Raw genomic sequence first — 16,652 nt, forward strand, 5'->3', positions numbered from 1 at the left:
TCCGTACTGAACATATTATACATTATTTTCAGTATAGTTGAGCTTATTATTGACTAGAGTCATGCTCTTCCGTGGATCCCGTCACGTCAGACTCCAACACCCCTTCCAAATCCACCAAGCTGCCGTTGAAGTGGTCGGCAAAACGGCGGGCAATCTCCGCCAGCTCCTGGGTTAGCTCGAAGGACTGCCCACCGTGCAGGGTGTCGCGGCGCTCTGCACGACTTGGAGAATCGGTCGCGACAGCGGTGCGGAGCACTTTGTTCGCACCGGCAGGAAAAAGTCCTTGGGTTGCCAAGCCGGCCACCTTGGGGCCACCCATAGGATTGTCCCGCTCAGGCTCTGGCGAAGGTGGGCTGGAGTCAGAAGGGGAATGTTGCTGTCGCTGGGCAAGGCCGTGGCTCTGCGGTTCTGCTCTGGGCTCCCTTGAGGAAGCACGACTGTTGGTGCTATCGCTCTGCAACCCCGGCGTGGTGACAGAATCTGGGGGGGCGGGGGGCAGGTCTGTTTCTCGGCTGAGCAGTGCCGAGGACTCCGCACCGCTGACGCGAATGGAAACATGCGGCCCGCTGGAGCGCTGCACAATCAAGTTGAGCTGCACAGGGCGCTGCAGCAGGTTGTGGAGCACCGACCGCAGTTCGGCTTCTTTGCTGCGCACTTTTTCCACCAGACCCTTGCTGGGAAAGGCGAGGGTAATTGCTTCAGGAGTCTCTTGGTGCAGGTGGCCGGATCCCATCAGAGCCTTGGTGAGGGGAGAGAGGCGCTTGAGGAACTCGTCCCAGTGGGGGCGCAGCAGCTTGACTTTGGCGGCCTCCCTTGCCGGTTCTCTGGGCTGCTCCGAGGACTCCGTCCGAGTAGCGCGATCTGCCTTCTGGCTCGACGCAACAGCAGGGGAGGCTAAAGGCCCAACAGTTAATTCATCTATCTCACCAACAGTTGATGGGCTTGATGGGCTGATGGTCGCAGCAGGGGCCGGAGGGGCTGTCCCGTCCGGGGGAGTTCTCTGGGGTGCAGGAGATAGGTCAAGGGCTGGGAAAGGACTCCGTTCCGCTGAATCCTCAGCCACCATGCTTAGGCGCAGCTGGCCCAGCAGATCCACTAGGGCAATTTCCAACCACAGTTGGGGCTGTCCGCTTTGACGAATTTGCGGCTCACACTGGCGCAGATGGCTCTGGGCTGCCAGCAGTATCTCCACCGAGTAGCGAGGGGCCCGTTGCTGCAGGGCTGCCCAGGTGGAGTCCGTTACAGCCACCAACTCCCGTTGCTGGGGGGCTGTCTTGACCAGCAGCAGATCCCGGTAAAGGGCCACCAAGTTCTGCAACAGGGCTAAGGGCTCTTTGCCCCGCTCCAACAATTGCCGAGTTTGGCTGAGCACCGCCTGCACATCCTGAGCCAGCAGCGCATCCATCAGAGCCAAAAGCTGCTGTTCCGGGATCCCGCCCACCAAGTCCCAAACCGCCTCCGGGGTGATGGATCCTTCCAAGAGGCTGAGCTGGTCCAGCAGGCGTTCGGCGTCCCTCAGGCCCCCTTGGGAAAGTTGGGCCACCAGTTGCAGCGCCTCCGGCGTGATAGGGATCCCTTCTTGGGCGGCGATCTTGCCCAGGTGGGCCACCATGTCGTCGAGGGGGATGCGGCGGAAGTCAAACCGCTGACAGCGGGAAACAATGGTGGGCAAAACCCGCTGCGGGTCAGTGGTGGCCAGGACAAATACCACGCGGGGGGGCGGCTCTTCAAGAGTTTTCAGCAAGGCGTTGAAGGCCGCATTGCTGAGCATGTGGCACTCGTCGATGACATAGACTTTGTAGCGGCTGTTCACCGGGGCAAACTGGGCCCGCTCGATCAGCTCGCGGATGTTGTCTACGCCAGTGTTGCTGGCCGCGTCAATCTCGAGAACATCCAGGGAGGCTCCCGCAGTGATGGCGCGGCATTGGCTGCACGCCTGGCAGGGATCCGGCGTCGGCCCCTGTTCACAATTCAAAGACTTGGCCAAGATGCGGGCGCTGGAGGTTTTTCCCGTGCCCCGCGGCCCGCAGAACAAATAGGCAGGCGCCACCCGCCCCAGCCGGATGGCATTGGCCAGCGTTTGCACCACCGCTCCTTGGCCGACCACATCGGCAAAGCGCTGCGGGCGGTATTTTAAATGCAGGGGTTCATAGTTGCCAGCGGTGGCCATTTCCGGGATCTCCAAGCAAGCAGCGCCCCAACCGGAACCGCGCAAGAGCTCTGCTCTGCTGACGCGATCCCACCGGGGCTCTCCTATTCTGGCTTCTCGATGGCGGGATCCCTCCCTGCCCATCAAGAGCAGGGCTGGACACTAGGGGGGGAGACCGGCAGAGCTTTTGTGCTCCGCTCCGCTGAGGACTTGGGATCCCGGCGACGCAGAGAGGGAAGCTGGATCCAGCCGGGCGAGTCGAGCTGATCTATGTGCTGCACGCGGTAGCTGAGCTGATACACCTCCTTCCTGAGCTGGCGATTCTCTGCCTGGATGGCGGCGATGCGCTGGCGGATGGGCTGCAGGCGGGCTTGCAGCTTGCGCCGGTAGAGCTCCGGCAACTCCTGGATCATCTGCTCCAGCAACTGCTTCTCTTGGTAAAGCTGCTCGATCTCCGCCTCATAGCTGCGAATTTGCCGGTGTTGCTTTTCTTGGCGCAGCTCCAGAAGGTCTATCTGGCCCTGCAAGATGCGATTGCGCTCTCGCAAAAGCTGGATTTCCCGCTCCCGCGCGGCCAGAGCTTGAGCAAACTCCGTCTCGCCAACGCAGCCTGCTTCCTGCATCGTTTCTCCCTCAACCCACCCGTACATGGCTACCCTCCGTCCCACCGGGGCGTAGGGGATCCCCTATCCGTCACTGTATCCGGCCCGCGGGGGTGAGGCAAATGGCCTCTGGCCCGCCGACGCCAAAGCTTGCTTCACCTGGGCTTCCAGCTCAGCCAGGGATCCGGAGTTGTCCAGCACCACGTCTGCACGGCGCACTTTTTCCGCCAAAGGCCACTGGCTGGCAATGCGAGCTTCGATTTCTTCCGGCGTCAGGGGATCCCGGCGGGCAAGGCGTTGCCGCTGCTGCTCTGGAGTGCAAGTCACCACCCAAATCTCGCTGGCCCAATTTTCCATGTGGGCTTCAAACAGCAACGGGATCATCAGACAAACGGTTTGAGATCCCTGGGCAGAGGAAAACCCTGGCCCGCTGTTCTTTTGGGAACCAGGCCCTTCCTCAAGCGGCACCCCATGGACTTTAGAGCTCTGCTCCGCCAACGCGGACAGAAAATCTTGCAGTTGAGCTCTAACGAAAGGGTGGATTTGGGCCTCTAGCCAAGCCCGCTCAGCGGCATCTGCAAACACGATCTGGCCCAACTGCCGGCGATCCAGATCTCCAGAGGGCGTTTGGATGGCCTTTCCATAGCGTTCCAGCACCCTGTCTCGAATAGGGGATCCCAATGCCAAAGCCTGGCGGGCCATTTGATCGGCATCGGCCACCGGGATCCCGTGCTGCTCCAGGATGCGGGCCACCGTGGATTTGCCCGTGCCCACTCCGCCCGTCAGGCCGATGATCCTCATCGAGCTGTAGGCCATAGTCAAGAAAAGGCCTCTGGTGCGGCCATTGCCGTTTGCGCTACTCGGACGGAGTCGTTAGAACGGTGCTCTGCAGAAGCGGGCAAGGGGGAGCTGGGCGGCAGCAGGCTGTACTCCAAGCCCTCCACCAAGGCCCGACAGGAGGCCTCGATGATGTTGGTGGAAACCCCCACCGTTGTCCAACGGCGGTGACCGTCGCTAAACTCCACCAGCACCCGCGTTTTGGCCGAGGTGCCGGCCCGCCCGTCCAAAATGCGCACCTTGTAGTCGGACAGGTGAATCGCTTCCAGTTGGGGATAAAACTCCAGCAGCGCTTTGCGTAGCGCCCCATCCAGAGCAGCCACCGGCCCATTGCCTTCCGCCGCCGTCACCCGAGTTTGCCCCTGCACCGCTATCTTCACCGCCGCCAAAGATTGCACATCCGTTGCTTCGCCACTGGGATCCCAGTCTTTGCTGTTCCAATCGGAGCGTGTGGTGGTCGTCACGTTGAAGCTGAGCACCTCAAAAGGATGGGAGCGTTGTCCCAGCAAGCCCCGCACCAACAGCTCAAAGCTGGCCTCAGCCGCCTCAAACTGATAGCCCTGCAGCTCCAAAGTTTTCAGCCGCTCCAAAATCAAGCGCACCTGCGGATCCGACTTCTCCAGCCGGATCCCGAATCCGGCCATTTTGTGGAGGATGTTGCTCAGCCCCGCCTGTTCCGAGACCACAATGCGGCGACAGTTGCCCACTTGCTCCGGGGCGATGTGCTCGTAGGTGAGAGGGTTTTTCTGAACGGCGCTGACGTGGATCCCGCCCTTGTGGGCAAAGGCCGATAGGCCCACAAACGGCGCATGGTCATCCGGGGCCAAATTGACCACCTCGCTGATGGAGCGGGAGATCTCCGTCAGGTGTTGCAGCTTCTCTTGCGGCAGACAGCGATAGCCCAGCTTCAGTTGCAAGTTGGGAATGACGCTGCACAGGTCGGCATTGCCGCAGCGTTCCCCATAGCCGTTGATGGTGCCCTGCACCATGCGCGCCCCTGCCTGCACCGCCGCCAGGGCATTGGCCACAGCAGTGCCGGAGTCGTTGTGGGTGTGGATCCCTAGGGGCAAGTGCTGCAGGTGATGGGATTCTGCCAAGACAGCTGCCGTGATCGCCGCAATCTCGTGGGGCAGGGATCCGCCGTTGGTATCGCAGAGAACCAGCCACTCTGCCCCTGCCTCGGCAGCCGCCACCAGGGTTTGCAGGGCATAGTCGGGGTTGTGGCGATAGGCGTCGAACCAGTGCTCGGCATCGTAGATGACCCGCCGCCCCTGGGATCGCAGATAGGCAATGGTGTCGCGGATCATGGCCAGGTTTTCCTGCAGCGTGGTGCCCAGGCCCTCGGTGACGTGGAGATCCCAAGACTTGCCGAAGACGGTTATATAGCGGGTGCCCGCCGCCAAAATGGCCTGCAGCATGGGATCGTCTGCCGCCCGCCGCCCCGGCTTGCGGGTAGAACAAAAAGCCACCAGCTCGGCTTGCTCTAGGGGCTCTTCCCGCATCTGCCAGAAAAACTGCACATCCTTGGGATTGGCTCCTGGCCAGCCCCCTTCAATAAACGGGATCCCCAGCCGATCCAGCAGCTTGGCAATCTGTAACTTGTCTTGCACCGACAGCGATAGCCCCTCTCGCTGGGCCCCATCCCGCAGTGTGGTGTCGTAGAGAGTGATGGTGGCTGAGCAACCCAGATCAATCTTCATATCGCATCAGTTTCTTGTAAAAGGCGGTGGAGAAATCCGGCTGTTGTCCGCGCTGCACCAAAGAGACGACATCAATCAGATAATCCACAAACTCGTAGTTGGCGATGGAGAGCTGATAGGTGAGATCTGCATCCTGAGCAAAGATCACCTGAACCACCGTCAGATCCGAGGGCAACGGGGACATGTGCCAACTGGCCAAGAAGCGGACAGGCTCTTCCCCCTCGATGGCCCTCTGCCCTTCTAAGCTGGCTTTTTTGTAGAGGCCCACCGCAAGGGCTAGGTACTGTCGGCGGGCAACAGCGTAATAGGGCTGATAGACGGCCACTTCTGGCGGGCTGGCGGGTTCAAGTTGCAAAGCCATGGTGCGCTAGGAGAGGGGTACCGCTTTTTCTAAGTTTCATGAAGTTCTGCAAGATAGGTGGGATCCCCATAGCCAAGAGAGATCTCTGCATTGGCTGTAGCAAGTGTCGCCGGAAAAAGCTGTGAGGTCAATTGCGGCAGAGAACCCAGAAAAAATTATAAGGGGCCACTGCAACCCATCTTATTCAGCGTATCGCGAAGCGGTGCGGTTCCCGGTAGGGTGCCGGAGGCATAGCACCATCGCGACAGCGGGTGAGCGGACTACGGATAGATTGCCCAATTGTCTACTTTTCCTTGAGGGATCCCGCATCCCAAGCTGGAGGGAAGCGTTGGAAAATCGGGGATCTCTGGGAAAGAATAGAAAGAGGGGGGATCCCTGCCCCTGATAGCAACCGGCTTTTCTCCTGCCGGCGGTGGCGAGACGGTGCCCTTGCTTGGTTCTCCAAACGTTTGGCATCTCCTGGCTTCATGAACACAACCCAAGACCCAACCGCTTCTCGTCTCGACCTTCTCCCCCCGGGAGAGGGAGGAATAGCGGCCAACCCCCTGCTGGAGTGGGATCCCGTCCTGCAGCACAAGTTCCAGCAGCTTGTCCAGATCTTCGCCGAGATGGAGCAGGTCTTGGTGGCCTACTCTGGGGGGGTTGATAGCAGCCTGGTGGCCAAGTTGGCCTGCGATCAGCTGGGGGAGCGGGCCCTGGCCGTCACCGCTGCTTCTCCTTCGCTGCTGCCCGAAGATTTGGAAGAAGCAATTCAGCAGGCTCGGCAAATCGGGATCCGCCATCAGATCGTCGAAACCCACGAGCTGGAAGATCCGGGCTACGCCGCCAACCCTGTTAACCGGTGTTACTTCTGCAAAAGTCACTTGCACGATACCTTGCGCCTGTTGGCCCAAGCCCAGGGATATAACCATGTGGTGGATGGTCTCAATGCCGACGATCTGGCCGATTACCGACCGGGGACACAGGCAGCTCGGGAGCGCGGCGTGCGTTCCCCTTTGGCGGAGGTGGGGATGAGCAAGCTGGAGGTGCGGCAATTGTCTCGCCACCTGGGGCTGTCTTGGTGGGATAAACCGGCCCAACCCTGCCTCAGCTCTCGCTTTCCCTACGGGGAGGCAATCACCCCTGAGAAGCTGCGTCGGGTGGGAGCGGCGGAGCGCTACTTGCGCAGCTTGGGTTGGCGGCAGGTCAGGGTGCGCTCGGAGAAGGACACCGCCCGCATCGAACTTCCTCCGGATCAGATCGTGGAGTTTGTGCAGAAAACCAATCTGGAAGCGCTGGTCAAGGCCCTGCAATCCTTCGGCTATCTCTATGTCAGTCTCGATTTGGAGGGCTACCGCAGCGGCAAGCTCAACCGAGTCCTCAACCTTTCCCAGTTGGCCACAAGCTAGCGGGCTGGGGAAGCCGTAGGGGATCTGTGTTGAAGTTTTGCGCCGGGTGATTATGAGAGGGTTGCGGTTGCTCTGGCTCTGCTTGGGGGTGCTGGGGTTAGCAGTTGCCGGCCCTACTGCGGCTCAGGTGGAGTCCCAGAAGAAGGGGGGCGCTCAGCCCATGGATACGACTGACCTCAGCGCCGTTGCCGACCGAACGTTACGGCTGCGTTCTGACCGGCAAACCTTCGATCAACGGGCGGAAGTCTTCCAAGCAGAAGGCAATGTGGAGATGCGGCTGGGCCGCTCTGTGTTGCGGGCGGATCGCCTGCGCATTGAACTGCGACAGCGGCGGGCTGTGGCCGAGGGCAATGTTTCTATTCAACTGGATCGGCAGCGCATCCAGGGATCCCGGCTGGAGTACGACTTTGAGCAAGAGCGGGGATTTTTGGAAGAGGCCTTCGGGCAGGTGGATATTGGCCAGTTGCAGGCCAGTGGATCCCCGGCAGCCGCCCTCTCTCCGCAGCGGCTGGTGCGCTTTCGTGCCGTTCGCATCCGCTTCGATGCCAACACCTGGGAAGGAGAACAGGTGCGGCTGACCAACGACCCGCTGGATCCGCCGGAGTTGGAGATTCGTAGCCCACGGGTGACCTCCACCCTGCAAGCCGATGGCTCCAGCCTTTTGATTGCCGAGGCCGGCCAACTGGCCTTCGACCAGGTCTTGTTTCTGCCTCTGCCCATTCGGTTGCGCTTCGACTCATTAAACCGTCAGCCTCCGGTCAGCATCTTCTACGATGATTTCGACAGGGAAGAATTGCGGCGCGGCTTGATCCTCCAGTCCAACATCGAGCTGCTGCGGGATCCCAACGTGAGCTTGGTGCTCTCCCCGCAACTGTATCCACAACGTCTTTGGGGCAGTGAGCAGGGCCTTTTGGATGGGATCGGGCTGCGGGCCGATTTGCGTTGGCGGCAACCGGAGGCGAATGCCCAAACCTCCCTGTTTGCCGAGCTGCGGGGGATCGTCTTCCAGGAGTTTGCTCAGCGCTTGCGAGCTCAGGTCGAACACCGCATCACCACCGGCGATGGCGGAGAAGTCGCCTACACCTACGCCTATCGGGAACGCTTCTTCAGCGGTCGCCTGGGGTTTCAAATTGTGGAAAACCGCCTCGGTGCCAGCTACCGCTCACCCACCCTCCGCCTGGGCAATACCGGCTTGGATCTCAGCTACCGCATAGCCGCCGACTACATTGATGCCTTGGGGCAGCCGGATGAAATCGACACGGATCCGGAGTTGGCCTTAGCCAACACCACCGACCGCATTCAGCTCTCCCGCCTGCAACTGGGGGCAACCTTGAATCGCTCCTTTCCCCTCTGGAGCCCTCCCAAGACGGCGGCGGATCCCCCACCCCGCTTTTCCGCTCTGCCCATCGAGCAAGGGATCTGGCTCAGCACCGGTGTGAGCAGCAGCCAGTCTTTTTACTCCAATGGCCGAGCCCAGAGCTATACTGCCGGCAGTATTGGCATTGATGCGGTGATTGGGGCTTTTGTGGCCGATACCTTCGACTACACCAACCTGAGGGTGACCTACTCCAACGGTTTTTTGGCCGGAGCCTCGCCATTTTTGTTTGACCGCATCACCACGCGGGAACAGCTCGTCCTGGGCTTTTTGCAACAACTGTACGGCCCGCTGCGGGTGGGGGCAGAGACGACGGTAGATTTGCAGTCAGGCCAGCAGGTGGATGTCGTCTATCGCCTGGGCTACGACCGCCGCACCTATGGCTTCAGCCTGCAATACAATCCGGTGCGCCAGTCGGGGGCTCTGGAGCTGCGGGTGGAGGGCCTGAACTGGGATCCCGGCCAATCCTCGCCGCAGCCGACGACGGGATCGAGGATCCAAGAGCCCTGATCCCCAAACTCCAAGGCAGCTTAAAAGTGTAGTCTTGACTACTACTCTGCGGAGATTTTCTATGAGAAATTGTCCCATATTGGGGAAAAATCCTAATTCAAATCTTCCTCGAATTGCAGAACCCTCTTGGAAATCGAAACAGTAAGGTAAAATACAGAAGTTATTTTTTCCAGGATTGATTTCTGCCAGTTGGGATCGCCGTATCGCAGACTACCGCAGTGATCCCCAGACGGTGTTAGGGTAGATGGTAGGCTGAGCAACGTGGGCTGGTAATCTGAATTATGCAAACACTCGATGCAATCCCCGATAAAAAACGAGCAGAGCGAATAACCTGTAGCTACATCAATGCGACCAGCTCCATTCAGGTGGTTCGCATCACGAATATCGAAAACTGGTACTTTGAGCGGGTGGTCTTTCCAGGCCAGCGGCTGCTCTTTGAAGCGGTGCCTGGAGCCAAGCTAGAGATTCACACGGGCATGATGGCCAGCTCCATTCTGGCAGACACCATCCCCTGTGAAAAGCTGCGCGTTCGAGAAACGGAGCCGGCGACCGTAGGCGCCTAAATCCCCAGAGGCCAGCGGTGCGGACTAAGTTTCCCGGCCTTGTTGCCTTCTCTCCTCACTCTCTGGGCTGGGGGAAGGCTGAGGTGAGGGGCTGGCGGAGCGGCGCGGCTTCGGGGGTAGTGGGATCTCCAGGAAACGGGCGCTCAATCTCACCAGGCTGGTCTCTTGGGGCGGCCAAGGGATCCCCAACCAACGGGCCGTGATCTCCAGCAAGCTGGGGGGTGGTGTCGGGGTAGGAGTTGGTGTTGGTGATGGGGTGGGATAGAGATCCAAGCGCGGTGGCCGTGGGGTGCTGACCCGAAAAGCATCGGGGGGCGGTTGGGTCAGAGGTACATTCGGATCCCCGCATCCCAGCAAGCCCAGCCCGCCGGCAAGCAACAGGCCGTACAATTTTCGAGTGCCTCTACTGCCCATGAGTACGCTGCTGGACACCTCCAACAGGGTATCATCGGGATCCCAAGGTTCTGAGCTGGGCTTGCAAATCTTCCTCCAGCACAGATAGCTGGCGAGCCAAGGTCACGTAGCGGTTGGCGGTCAGGTTTTTGGCGGTAAACTGCTCCAGCAGTTGCTGATCCCGGGCAACCATTTGGTTGAGATACTGAGCCACAGAGGCTTGTGGATCCTCGATCAAAGCTCGGCACACCTGTAGGGCCATCACCAGTTGGGCCCGCACCTGCAAAAACAGCGACTGGATGTACTTTTGCTCAGCCTCACTGAGTTGCCGAAAATCCCGCCAATGCTGCCCCCCCTGCAGGGATTGTTGGAGCTCGTTGACCCAGTGGTTGTAGTCTTTTACCTTGCGGGCCAGATCGGTGGCAAACTTCATCATCTCAGGGGTGCTGTTGAGCAGGTGGGCCTCCTGCCAACGCTGGCGGATGCGATGCAGGCTTTTTCCCAAGCGCAGGCTGACTCTCAGGATCCCCAACAGGAGCAGCAGTAGGATCCCGGCAGCTGCGGCATAGGGCACCCAAGAGCCGGGATCCCGCATCCCCAAGAAGATGACCAAGGCTATTGCCACCCAACCAAAGGCCAGCATGCCCCAGAAGCGTAGCCGCTGTTGCTGCAGACGCAGGTACTCCGCCCGCAAATCAAAGGCCTCGCAGCAAGCGTCCAGATCGGCGGCCATGAGCTGGCGAAACTCGTCCACAGAGATCGGTTCCACACTAATCATCGAGGGCACCCTTAACGCAAGTGGATCGAGGCCAAACGGCATCAAGACCTGCCCTGCCAATCACGGGCAGCTTCCGTGCTTTCTTGTAGGGGCTCCAGCGTTTCGCTGGCCGGAACCACCATCAACCCATACCCTCCGCTGCGGCAAAAATCGACGATCTCCTGCGTGTCAAAGCGTTCTGCCACGGGCTTGGGCAGCCCCTGTTGAGCCAGCCTCTGCGCATATTTTCTTGCCGCAAACGAGCTCTCAAAAGCAATGACAATATCTTGACCCCCAACCTGGCGCGTACAGATCCCCTCTTGTCCATTGGCTTGGTAAAGCAGCACAATCACCTGGGGGGGCAAGTCCTCTGGGCTGACCCAAGACAAACCCTTCTCAGCCTGGGATCCCCCGCTAAGCAATACATCCCGCGCCTCATTCAGCCGCGCCAGTTGCGCCTCTAGCAAGGGTCTTTGTCGCTCGTCCTCCAGTTCTGCGAGGGCAGTACTGAGGGTTTGGTATTCCTGAAACAGTCGCCCCCGGATCTGCCGCTCGGTTGCGTCCGGCGGAAGGTTGAGAATCTGAAGGGCTTCGGCGGTGTTCATCATGGGCTCTGATTTATTCAAACAAAATCATTGCCTAGACTAGCTGCTTTGAGAGTCTCTGGAGAGAAATTCTCCTATGATCGTGGCTGCCCGCTTTCTCGGCCAGAAGAGAGGGTGGACTCACCGAGTGCGGCGATGATTACTTCCATCTTGGGGCTGCTCAGCAGGGGAATTGACCTGGGGTTGGTCAGATAAAGAGGGAAGGGGGAAGCCCAACTCAAAAGCCTCTCGTGCCAGCAAAGCCAGCAGAGATGGATTCAACTGGGCGCGTTTCACCCGCTCCTTGAGGCGATTCCACAGGTGTGCTCGGTGGATGCGTTCCAACTCTTCTCGCTGTTCACGTATCATGTTGTTCCCACCTCTCTTGTATCAATCCTAACTAAGCAACAGGGGAGCTGGTGTCAGGGAACTTTGATGGATTTTAGGAGATGGGATCCTCATTTTCTCCGAGTTGACCCGCCGGGATCCCTGGGGTTGCCAGCAGGGAACACCATTCACATCTGTAATTTCTTGTGTTGCAGCAAGCCCGTCTTCGGAATGTACAAGGGCGGGATCCGACAGTTTTTCTAGGGACATTTTGGGATCCCTGCGCGCCTTAGAGGTCTTCCACACAGGGAACTGCGGCCTTGACAGGGCCAGCTTGCCCCAATCTATCCAAAAAATGCTGCAGGAGCTGAAAACCGGGTGGGTTGAGGCTGTAGTAAATCCAGCGCCCCTGCTGGCGAGCATTGACCAATTTCGCATCCCGCAGGGTTTTTAGGTGAAACGAGAGCTTGGATTGGCTCACCTTCAGCTCCTCGCAGAGATCACAAACACACAACTCACGCCCCTGCAGCAGTTGCAGCACGCGCAGGCGAATCGGGTCAGAGAGGGCGTGGAATCCCTCCCGCACCTGCTCATCTGTCAAATTCCCCTCTACCTCAACCAGGAACGAAACCATCATTCAACCAGGGTAGCAGGAGTTTTGCGCTCCAGTTGTCGATCAGTTGGACGGCAGGGAAAAGGCGCAACAGTCAACCGGCTCAGCGACGGTAGGTCAACCGCGCTTGAAGATAACACTGCCAACATTCCGTTGCCAACTTTGTGTTCTCTTTAACGTTTCTTGTTGCTGCCTTCACAAGCTCTCTACAGTTTCGCTGAAATCAATCACTGGGATCCGTTATGCGAGAGACACAGTTGCACCGGCTATGGCTGGTGTTGCTGGAAAAAGCTGCTTTGAATCATCTGTTGAAAAGCCTGGGCTGCTCGCGAAGTGTGCAGAACCCTCGCGAGAGCATCTACAAACGGCTCATCAATCTTTTGCCAAGACGGAGACGTTAATCCCGACACAGGGATCCAATACGAGCTTGGCAGGTGGCGATTTCTTGGGGGGTGAGGTTGTCCCAATTGACGTCGCGGCGCAGCACCAAGCCATTGTGCCCAGTGATGAAACGGGGCAGCTCTGCTTGGTCGATCACGCTCAGATCCCGCATGTGATAGGTAGTGTAATAGGTAACATCTGGGCTCTCGAAATCCACGTCGATAAGGGTGAGGGTCTTGCGGGGGGGCAGAGGGCTGCCCAAGAGGGGACGAGGGCCAGAGCCGAGAATGCCGCAGTGAAGCAGTTGCAGTTGCCCTTTGTGGCCAGGGTAGTAGCCGTGGTCGTGGCCGCTGATGTAGGTGTGGACGCGGTACTTCTCCAGCAGAGCCCGTTTGGCATCCGCCTCCAGCAGCACTTCTCCCGGATCGTCGCGCCCGACGGTGATGGCGTAGAGGGGCAGATGGCCGATGACAATGCGCAACTTGGCCTTCTGAGCCCGTTCGCTGGCCAGAGCCGCTTCCGCCCAGGCCATTTGTTCGGGCGGGATGTAATTGCAGGTGGCATCCCAGACTAGGTAAAACACATCGTCTTTTTCAAAGGTGTAGTAGAAGGGAAAGTCCCCCCGATCCACAAAGTTCAAACCTGGGTCGTGGGCCGGATCGTTCCAAAACTCGCGGGCCAGATCCCGTTCTTTTTGAAAGAGAAAGCCGCCCCGCGTGGTGCGGGCACAGGAAGCATCGTGATTGCCCAAGGTAAAGCCGTAGGGAAGTTTGGCCGCACGGATTGGGCCAGCCACATGCCGGTCGAAGGCTGCCCACATGGCGCGAATGCGCTCCTCCGACAGGCGGGGATCCTGACCGGCCACCATATCTCCTCCTCCCAAAACAATATCCGGCTGAAGATAGGGGATGAGGCCGATGCCCCGATCCACCTCTGGGTCGTATTCCACCGAGCCGTAGATGCCGTTCATGTCACTGATGACCAAGAGGCGCAGATCTCGGCGGGGGGGGATGTAGAGGCCATGGGGGGCATCTGGATGGGGGACGACGGTGGGGGTGGGCTGGGGGGTAGGAGAGGGGAGAGCGGCTCTAGGGGATCCCATCCCTGGGGCTAGATGAGAGGGCTGCTGCCGACTGGCCCAATAGGCTCCTGCCAATCCACTGCTGCTGGCCAACCCCAACAAACCCAGAATTACCTTGCGCCGCTGCATGATCTTTGCCCCCAACACTCCAGCGGTATTGTAGAAAATCAAAAGGCTGATGTTGGGCTCTTCCATCTGCGCACGGCCTGGACTCGGCTCGAAGATGGCTATGCGCGGCAGCTCTTGTAGAGTTCGGGGTGTTTTTTGAACAACTGTTGACGCACAAATGCTACCTTGGTAGAGATGAGCAACTACCTATCTCAGACTCGGTATGACTTGAGGTTTTCCATGCCTCGCCCCTTGGATTCTTTGGAAGCTGCTTTGGAACGGTGCCGGGAGTGCAATCTGCGTTTGAGCCGACAGCGCCGTTATATCCTGGAGCTGCTGTGGCAGTGTGGCGAGCACCTCTCCGCCCGCGAGATTTACGATCGCCTAAATCAGCAGGGCAAACCGATTGGCCACACGTCCGTTTATCAAAACCTGGAAGCTTTGGCCAGCCACAACATTGTCGAGTGCTTGGATCGTGCCGATGGGCGCCGCTACGGCAACCGCACCCATCCCCACAGCCACGTGAACTGTCTGGATAGCAACCGCATCTTGGATGTGGACGTGGAGCTGCCGCCTGAACTGCTGGCCCAAGTGGAGCAACAAACGGGCACCCGCATCCAAAGTTACCGCATTGAGTTTTTTGGGGTGGAAAAGCCTGCGCAGTCCCAGCCGTAACCTTGGCAAAGGGATCCCTGCTGTCCTGGGAAAAAATTGGGCAAAGGTCAGTAAGCCCGGTTTTGGCCTTTGGTGATTTGGGACTGGATTTGCTCGAGAGAACTGGCAGGGGCCAGGCATTTGTTGCCCCAGCACACCAGCCCTAAAGCTCCTTCCGGCAGAGGTTCGGCTTCGGTGGGGAGAGCAAAGACGGTGGTGGGCCAAGATCGTTGCTGAAAGGCGGGAATGGAATCGGCCTCCAGGGTGACTTTCACCCAATTGCTATACCAATCCAGTCCGGCAAAAAGGCTGGGGCAGGTGCGCGGCTGGGTGCTCATGATGTGGGCAAAGGTTTTCAAGGCCTGCTCTGCCCGCTCCAGGTAGTCCAGATCTCCAGTGAGGGCGGCAAGGCGCACCAGGTTGGCAATGGCCACCCCATTGGCTGCAGGGGTAGCGTTGTCCTGGAACTCCTTCTCTCGCACCAACAGCTCAGGGGCACTCTGGGCATCGCTGACAAAGTATCCCCCCCTGGCCGGATCCCACAGTTGCGCATCCATCTCCTGCTGGAGCTGGAGGGCAGCCTGCAACCAGTCTTGAGGGGTGGGATCCCCCACCAGAGGCAGGCAGGCTTGCTGCAAGTCCAACAGGGCCTTGATCAGCAGGGCGTAATCTTCCGATTTGGCGGGCACCTGAGCTGTGCCATCGTAGTTCAGGCGCAACAGGGATCCGGTCTCAGGGTGGCGCTGCTGGCTGAGGATGAATTGGGCAGCCCGCAGAGCGAATTGCAGATAGTCTGCGTTGCCGAACACTTGATAGGCCCGCGCCAGGCCGGAGATCATCAAGGCGTTCCAAGAGACGATCATCTTGGTGTCGGTGACAGGTGGGATTCGCCCTGGCCAGGATTGCAGACGGGCCGATTGGGCATCCACTGCCGGAGGGAAGGGAACTCGTCGATCCGCAGAGCCATAGCGTGCCTGAAACAGATGGGTGGTCAAGGCGGCTTCAACTTCTGGCGGCAACGTCCCCCCCTGTTTGCGCTGCAAGACGATGCAGCCGGGCCGATCAGGGAAATTGCCCCCCGGAGACAGGTCAAACGCCTGCTGCAAGGCGCGGAAGGTTTCTTCCCCCAAGAGCTCCTGCAGCTCTTGCCAGCGCCAGACGTAGAACTCTCCCTCCTCTGGCTCTCGATCTTCTGCCCGGGCAAAGCTGTCGGCATCTTGAGCGGCGTAGAAATACCCGGCAGGGGCGGTCATCTCTCGCGCCACCCACTCCACCGTCAGCCGCACCGCCCGCTCGATGGCCGGATCTTGGATACCGTGCGCCCACAGATCGGAGAGAAACTCTAGGATCTGCCCGTTGTCGTAGAGCATCTTTTCAAAGTGGGGCACCGTCCAGGTGGGATCCACGGTGTAGCGGTGAAATCCGCCGGCCACATGGTCGAAGATCCCTCCCAGCACCAAGGCCATGCCTCGCTCTTTGGCCCGTTCCAGAGCGCTCTGCGAGCCGGGGATCCCTTCCGGTGGGTCGAAGCGGGCTGAGCGCAACACCAACTGGGCGTAGGGCATCATGGGAAATTGCTGCACCGCCCCGGCATTGGAGAGCAAAGGCTGGATCTTGGGGATCCCAGAGCGCAGCAGGTCGGCGGGAATGTGGTCTTCCGGCACTAAGTCGCTGAGGGTGGTCAGAGCCGTCAAAATCTGGCCTTTCATCTCCTCTATTTTTTCCTTTTCCTGCCGGTAAAACTGCAGGATGCGCTGCAGCAAGGCCAGAAACCCCGGGCGGCCAAAGCGGGGCTCTACGGGAAAATAGGTGCCAGCATAAAAGGGCACCAGGTCATCGGGCGTGAGGAAAACATTGAGGGGCCACCCCCCCTGCCCGCTCATGAGCTGCAACGCCTGCATGTAGATGCTGTCGAGATCCGGCCGCTCCTCGCGATCCACCTTGATGGGCAAAAAATGGGCATTCAAAAAGGCGGCAATTTCAGGGTTGGAGAAGGCCTCGCCCTCCATGACCGTACACCAGTGGCAACTGGAATAGCCGATGGATAGGAAAATCGGCCTATCCTCGGCCCGGGCTTTCTCCAGAGCTTCTGGGATCCAAGGCCACCAATCCACCGGGTTCTCGGCGTGCTTGCGCAAGTAAAGGCTGGAACTTGTGGCGAGGCGATTGGCCATAGGTACACCCTCTCACCTTTTTTTGCTTTTCAGGCTAGCGCGTTCTCCTGCCGAGGCCGAACCAACCCACTGTTGTTCAAGATACACTCACCCAG

16 protein-coding genes are annotated in these 16,652 nt (G+C 59.3%); 4 read left to right on the forward strand and 12 right to left on the reverse strand.

Annotated elements, in window-relative coordinates; genetic code table 11:
* Positions 1 to 46: 46 nt before the first annotated feature.
* The 5 genes from NW839_RS08445 to ebsA all read right to left on the reverse strand — a co-directional run bounded on the left by NW839_RS08445 (position 47) and on the right by ebsA (position 5,649).
* The gene (locus NW839_RS08445; RefSeq protein ID WP_414351978.1) at positions 47 to 2,170 is read right to left on the reverse strand and encodes a DNA polymerase III subunit gamma/tau; all 2,124 of its coding nucleotides are present in this window, start codon (positions 2,168 to 2,170) and stop codon (positions 47 to 49) included.
* A gap of 122 nt (positions 2,171 to 2,292) precedes the next feature.
* The gene (locus NW839_RS08450; RefSeq protein ID WP_414351975.1) at positions 2,293 to 2,799 is read right to left on the reverse strand and encodes a hypothetical protein; all 507 of its coding nucleotides are present in this window, start codon (positions 2,797 to 2,799) and stop codon (positions 2,293 to 2,295) included.
* 36 nt (positions 2,800 to 2,835) lie between these two features.
* Positions 2,836 to 3,552 (reverse strand): dephospho-CoA kinase, encoded by a 717-nt coding sequence (gene coaE / locus NW839_RS08455; RefSeq protein WP_414351977.1) that lies wholly within the window; start codon positions 3,550 to 3,552, stop codon positions 2,836 to 2,838.
* Between the two features lie 17 nt (positions 3,553 to 3,569).
* Positions 3,570 to 5,288, reverse strand: coding sequence for a citramalate synthase (gene cimA / locus NW839_RS08460; protein ID WP_414351974.1), 1,719 nt, complete (start codon positions 5,286 to 5,288; stop codon positions 3,570 to 3,572).
* Positions 5,278 to 5,649: a type IV pilus biogenesis protein EbsA gene (gene ebsA, locus NW839_RS08465; protein WP_414332026.1), complete on the reverse strand. Its 372-nt coding sequence runs from the start codon at positions 5,647 to 5,649 to the stop codon at positions 5,278 to 5,280. Before ebsA ends, cimA begins: the two co-directional genes overlap by 11 nt.
* Positions 5,650 to 6,116: 467 nt before the next feature.
* Here ebsA and larE point away from each other — a divergent pair, with 467 nt between their 5' ends.
* From larE to NW839_RS08480, 3 genes are all read left to right on the forward strand, one after another.
* Positions 6,117 to 7,037, forward strand: coding sequence for an ATP-dependent sacrificial sulfur transferase LarE (gene larE / locus NW839_RS08470; protein ID WP_414332028.1), 921 nt, complete (start codon positions 6,117 to 6,119; stop codon positions 7,035 to 7,037).
* A gap of 52 nt (positions 7,038 to 7,089) precedes the next feature.
* On the forward strand, positions 7,090 to 8,922 hold the full coding sequence (locus tag NW839_RS08475; protein WP_414351973.1) for a DUF3769 domain-containing protein: 1,833 nt from the start codon (positions 7,090 to 7,092) through the stop codon (positions 8,920 to 8,922).
* 281 nt (positions 8,923 to 9,203) lie between these two features.
* Positions 9,204 to 9,485, forward strand: a complete 282-nt coding sequence (locus NW839_RS08480; protein ID WP_414343190.1) for a DUF1830 domain-containing protein — start codon at positions 9,204 to 9,206, stop codon at positions 9,483 to 9,485.
* 24 nt (positions 9,486 to 9,509) lie between these two features.
* Here the strand turns inward: NW839_RS08480 and NW839_RS08485 are convergent, their stop codons facing one another.
* The 6 genes from NW839_RS08485 to NW839_RS08510 form a co-directional block, all read right to left on the reverse strand.
* A complete protein-coding gene (locus NW839_RS08485) occupies positions 9,510 to 9,899 on the reverse strand; it encodes a hypothetical protein (protein ID WP_414351972.1) in 390 nt (129 codons plus the stop codon).
* 31 nt (positions 9,900 to 9,930) lie between these two features.
* Positions 9,931 to 10,656 carry a hypothetical protein gene (locus NW839_RS08490; RefSeq protein WP_414351971.1) on the reverse strand — a complete coding sequence of 242 codons (726 nt, stop codon included), beginning with the start codon at positions 10,654 to 10,656 and terminating at the stop codon, positions 9,931 to 9,933.
* Between the two features lie 41 nt (positions 10,657 to 10,697).
* The gene (locus NW839_RS08495) at positions 10,698 to 11,261 is read right to left on the reverse strand and encodes a DUF3110 domain-containing protein (protein WP_414351970.1); all 564 of its coding nucleotides are present in this window, start codon (positions 11,259 to 11,261) and stop codon (positions 10,698 to 10,700) included.
* Between the two features lie 99 nt (positions 11,262 to 11,360).
* Complete coding sequence (locus tag NW839_RS08500) at positions 11,361 to 11,588, reverse strand: hypothetical protein (protein ID WP_414351969.1); 228 nt, start codon at positions 11,586 to 11,588, stop codon at positions 11,361 to 11,363.
* Between the two features lie 247 nt (positions 11,589 to 11,835).
* On the reverse strand, positions 11,836 to 12,180 hold the full coding sequence (locus NW839_RS08505) for an ArsR/SmtB family transcription factor (RefSeq protein ID WP_414330075.1): 345 nt from the start codon (positions 12,178 to 12,180) through the stop codon (positions 11,836 to 11,838).
* Positions 12,181 to 12,556: 376 nt separating this feature from the next.
* A complete protein-coding gene (locus tag NW839_RS08510) occupies positions 12,557 to 13,816 on the reverse strand; it encodes a metallophosphoesterase family protein (RefSeq protein WP_238376945.1) in 1,260 nt (419 codons plus the stop codon).
* 153 nt (positions 13,817 to 13,969) lie between these two features.
* On the opposite strand from NW839_RS08510, the gene NW839_RS08515 reads away from it, so the two are divergent.
* Complete coding sequence (locus NW839_RS08515) at positions 13,970 to 14,404, forward strand: Fur family transcriptional regulator (protein ID WP_414351968.1); 435 nt, start codon at positions 13,970 to 13,972, stop codon at positions 14,402 to 14,404.
* A gap of 47 nt (positions 14,405 to 14,451) precedes the next feature.
* On the opposite strand, the gene NW839_RS08520 is transcribed toward NW839_RS08515, so the two are convergent.
* Positions 14,452 to 16,557 (reverse strand): thioredoxin domain-containing protein, encoded by a 2,106-nt coding sequence (locus NW839_RS08520; protein WP_414351967.1) that lies wholly within the window; start codon positions 16,555 to 16,557, stop codon positions 14,452 to 14,454.
* Positions 16,558 to 16,652 lie beyond the last annotated feature (95 nt).

The organism is Synechococcus sp. R5-15 (assembly GCF_047462035.1).
Taxonomy (GTDB): Bacteria; Cyanobacteriota; Cyanobacteriia; order Thermostichales; family Thermostichaceae; genus Thermostichus.

Bases quoted from the DNA above. Each gene is read 5' to 3' on its own strand.
- NW839_RS08485 (WP_414351972.1), bottom strand. From the start codon at position 9,899: ATGGGCAGTAGAGGCACTCGAAAATTGTACGGCCTGTTGCTTGCCGGC.
- coaE (WP_414351977.1), bottom strand. From the start codon at position 3,552: ATGAGGATCATCGGCCTGACGGGCGGAGTGGGCACGGGCAAATCCACG.
- NW839_RS08520 (WP_414351967.1), bottom strand. From the start codon at position 16,557: ATGGCCAATCGCCTCGCCACAAGTTCCAGCCTTTACTTGCGCAAGCAC.
- NW839_RS08445 (WP_414351978.1), bottom strand. From the start codon at position 2,170: ATGGCCACCGCTGGCAACTATGAACCCCTGCATTTAAAATACCGCCCG.
- NW839_RS08500 (WP_414351969.1), bottom strand. From the start codon at position 11,588: ATGATACGTGAACAGCGAGAAGAGTTGGAACGCATCCACCGAGCACAC.
- NW839_RS08450 (WP_414351975.1), bottom strand. From the start codon at position 2,799: ATGTACGGGTGGGTTGAGGGAGAAACGATGCAGGAAGCAGGCTGCGTT.
- ebsA (WP_414332026.1), bottom strand. From the start codon at position 5,649: ATGGCTTTGCAACTTGAACCCGCCAGCCCGCCAGAAGTGGCCGTCTAT.
- NW839_RS08490 (WP_414351971.1), bottom strand. From the start codon at position 10,656: ATGATTAGTGTGGAACCGATCTCTGTGGACGAGTTTCGCCAGCTCATG.
- NW839_RS08515 (WP_414351968.1), top strand. From the start codon at position 13,970: ATGCCTCGCCCCTTGGATTCTTTGGAAGCTGCTTTGGAACGGTGCCGG.
- cimA (WP_414351974.1), bottom strand. From the start codon at position 5,288: ATGAAGATTGATCTGGGTTGCTCAGCCACCATCACTCTCTACGACACC.
- NW839_RS08510 (WP_238376945.1), bottom strand. From the start codon at position 13,816: ATGGAAGAGCCCAACATCAGCCTTTTGATTTTCTACAATACCGCTGGA.
- NW839_RS08475 (WP_414351973.1), top strand. From the start codon at position 7,090: ATGAGAGGGTTGCGGTTGCTCTGGCTCTGCTTGGGGGTGCTGGGGTTA.
- NW839_RS08505 (WP_414330075.1), bottom strand. From the start codon at position 12,180: ATGGTTTCGTTCCTGGTTGAGGTAGAGGGGAATTTGACAGATGAGCAG.
- NW839_RS08480 (WP_414343190.1), top strand. From the start codon at position 9,204: ATGCAAACACTCGATGCAATCCCCGATAAAAAACGAGCAGAGCGAATA.
- larE (WP_414332028.1), top strand. From the start codon at position 6,117: ATGAACACAACCCAAGACCCAACCGCTTCTCGTCTCGACCTTCTCCCC.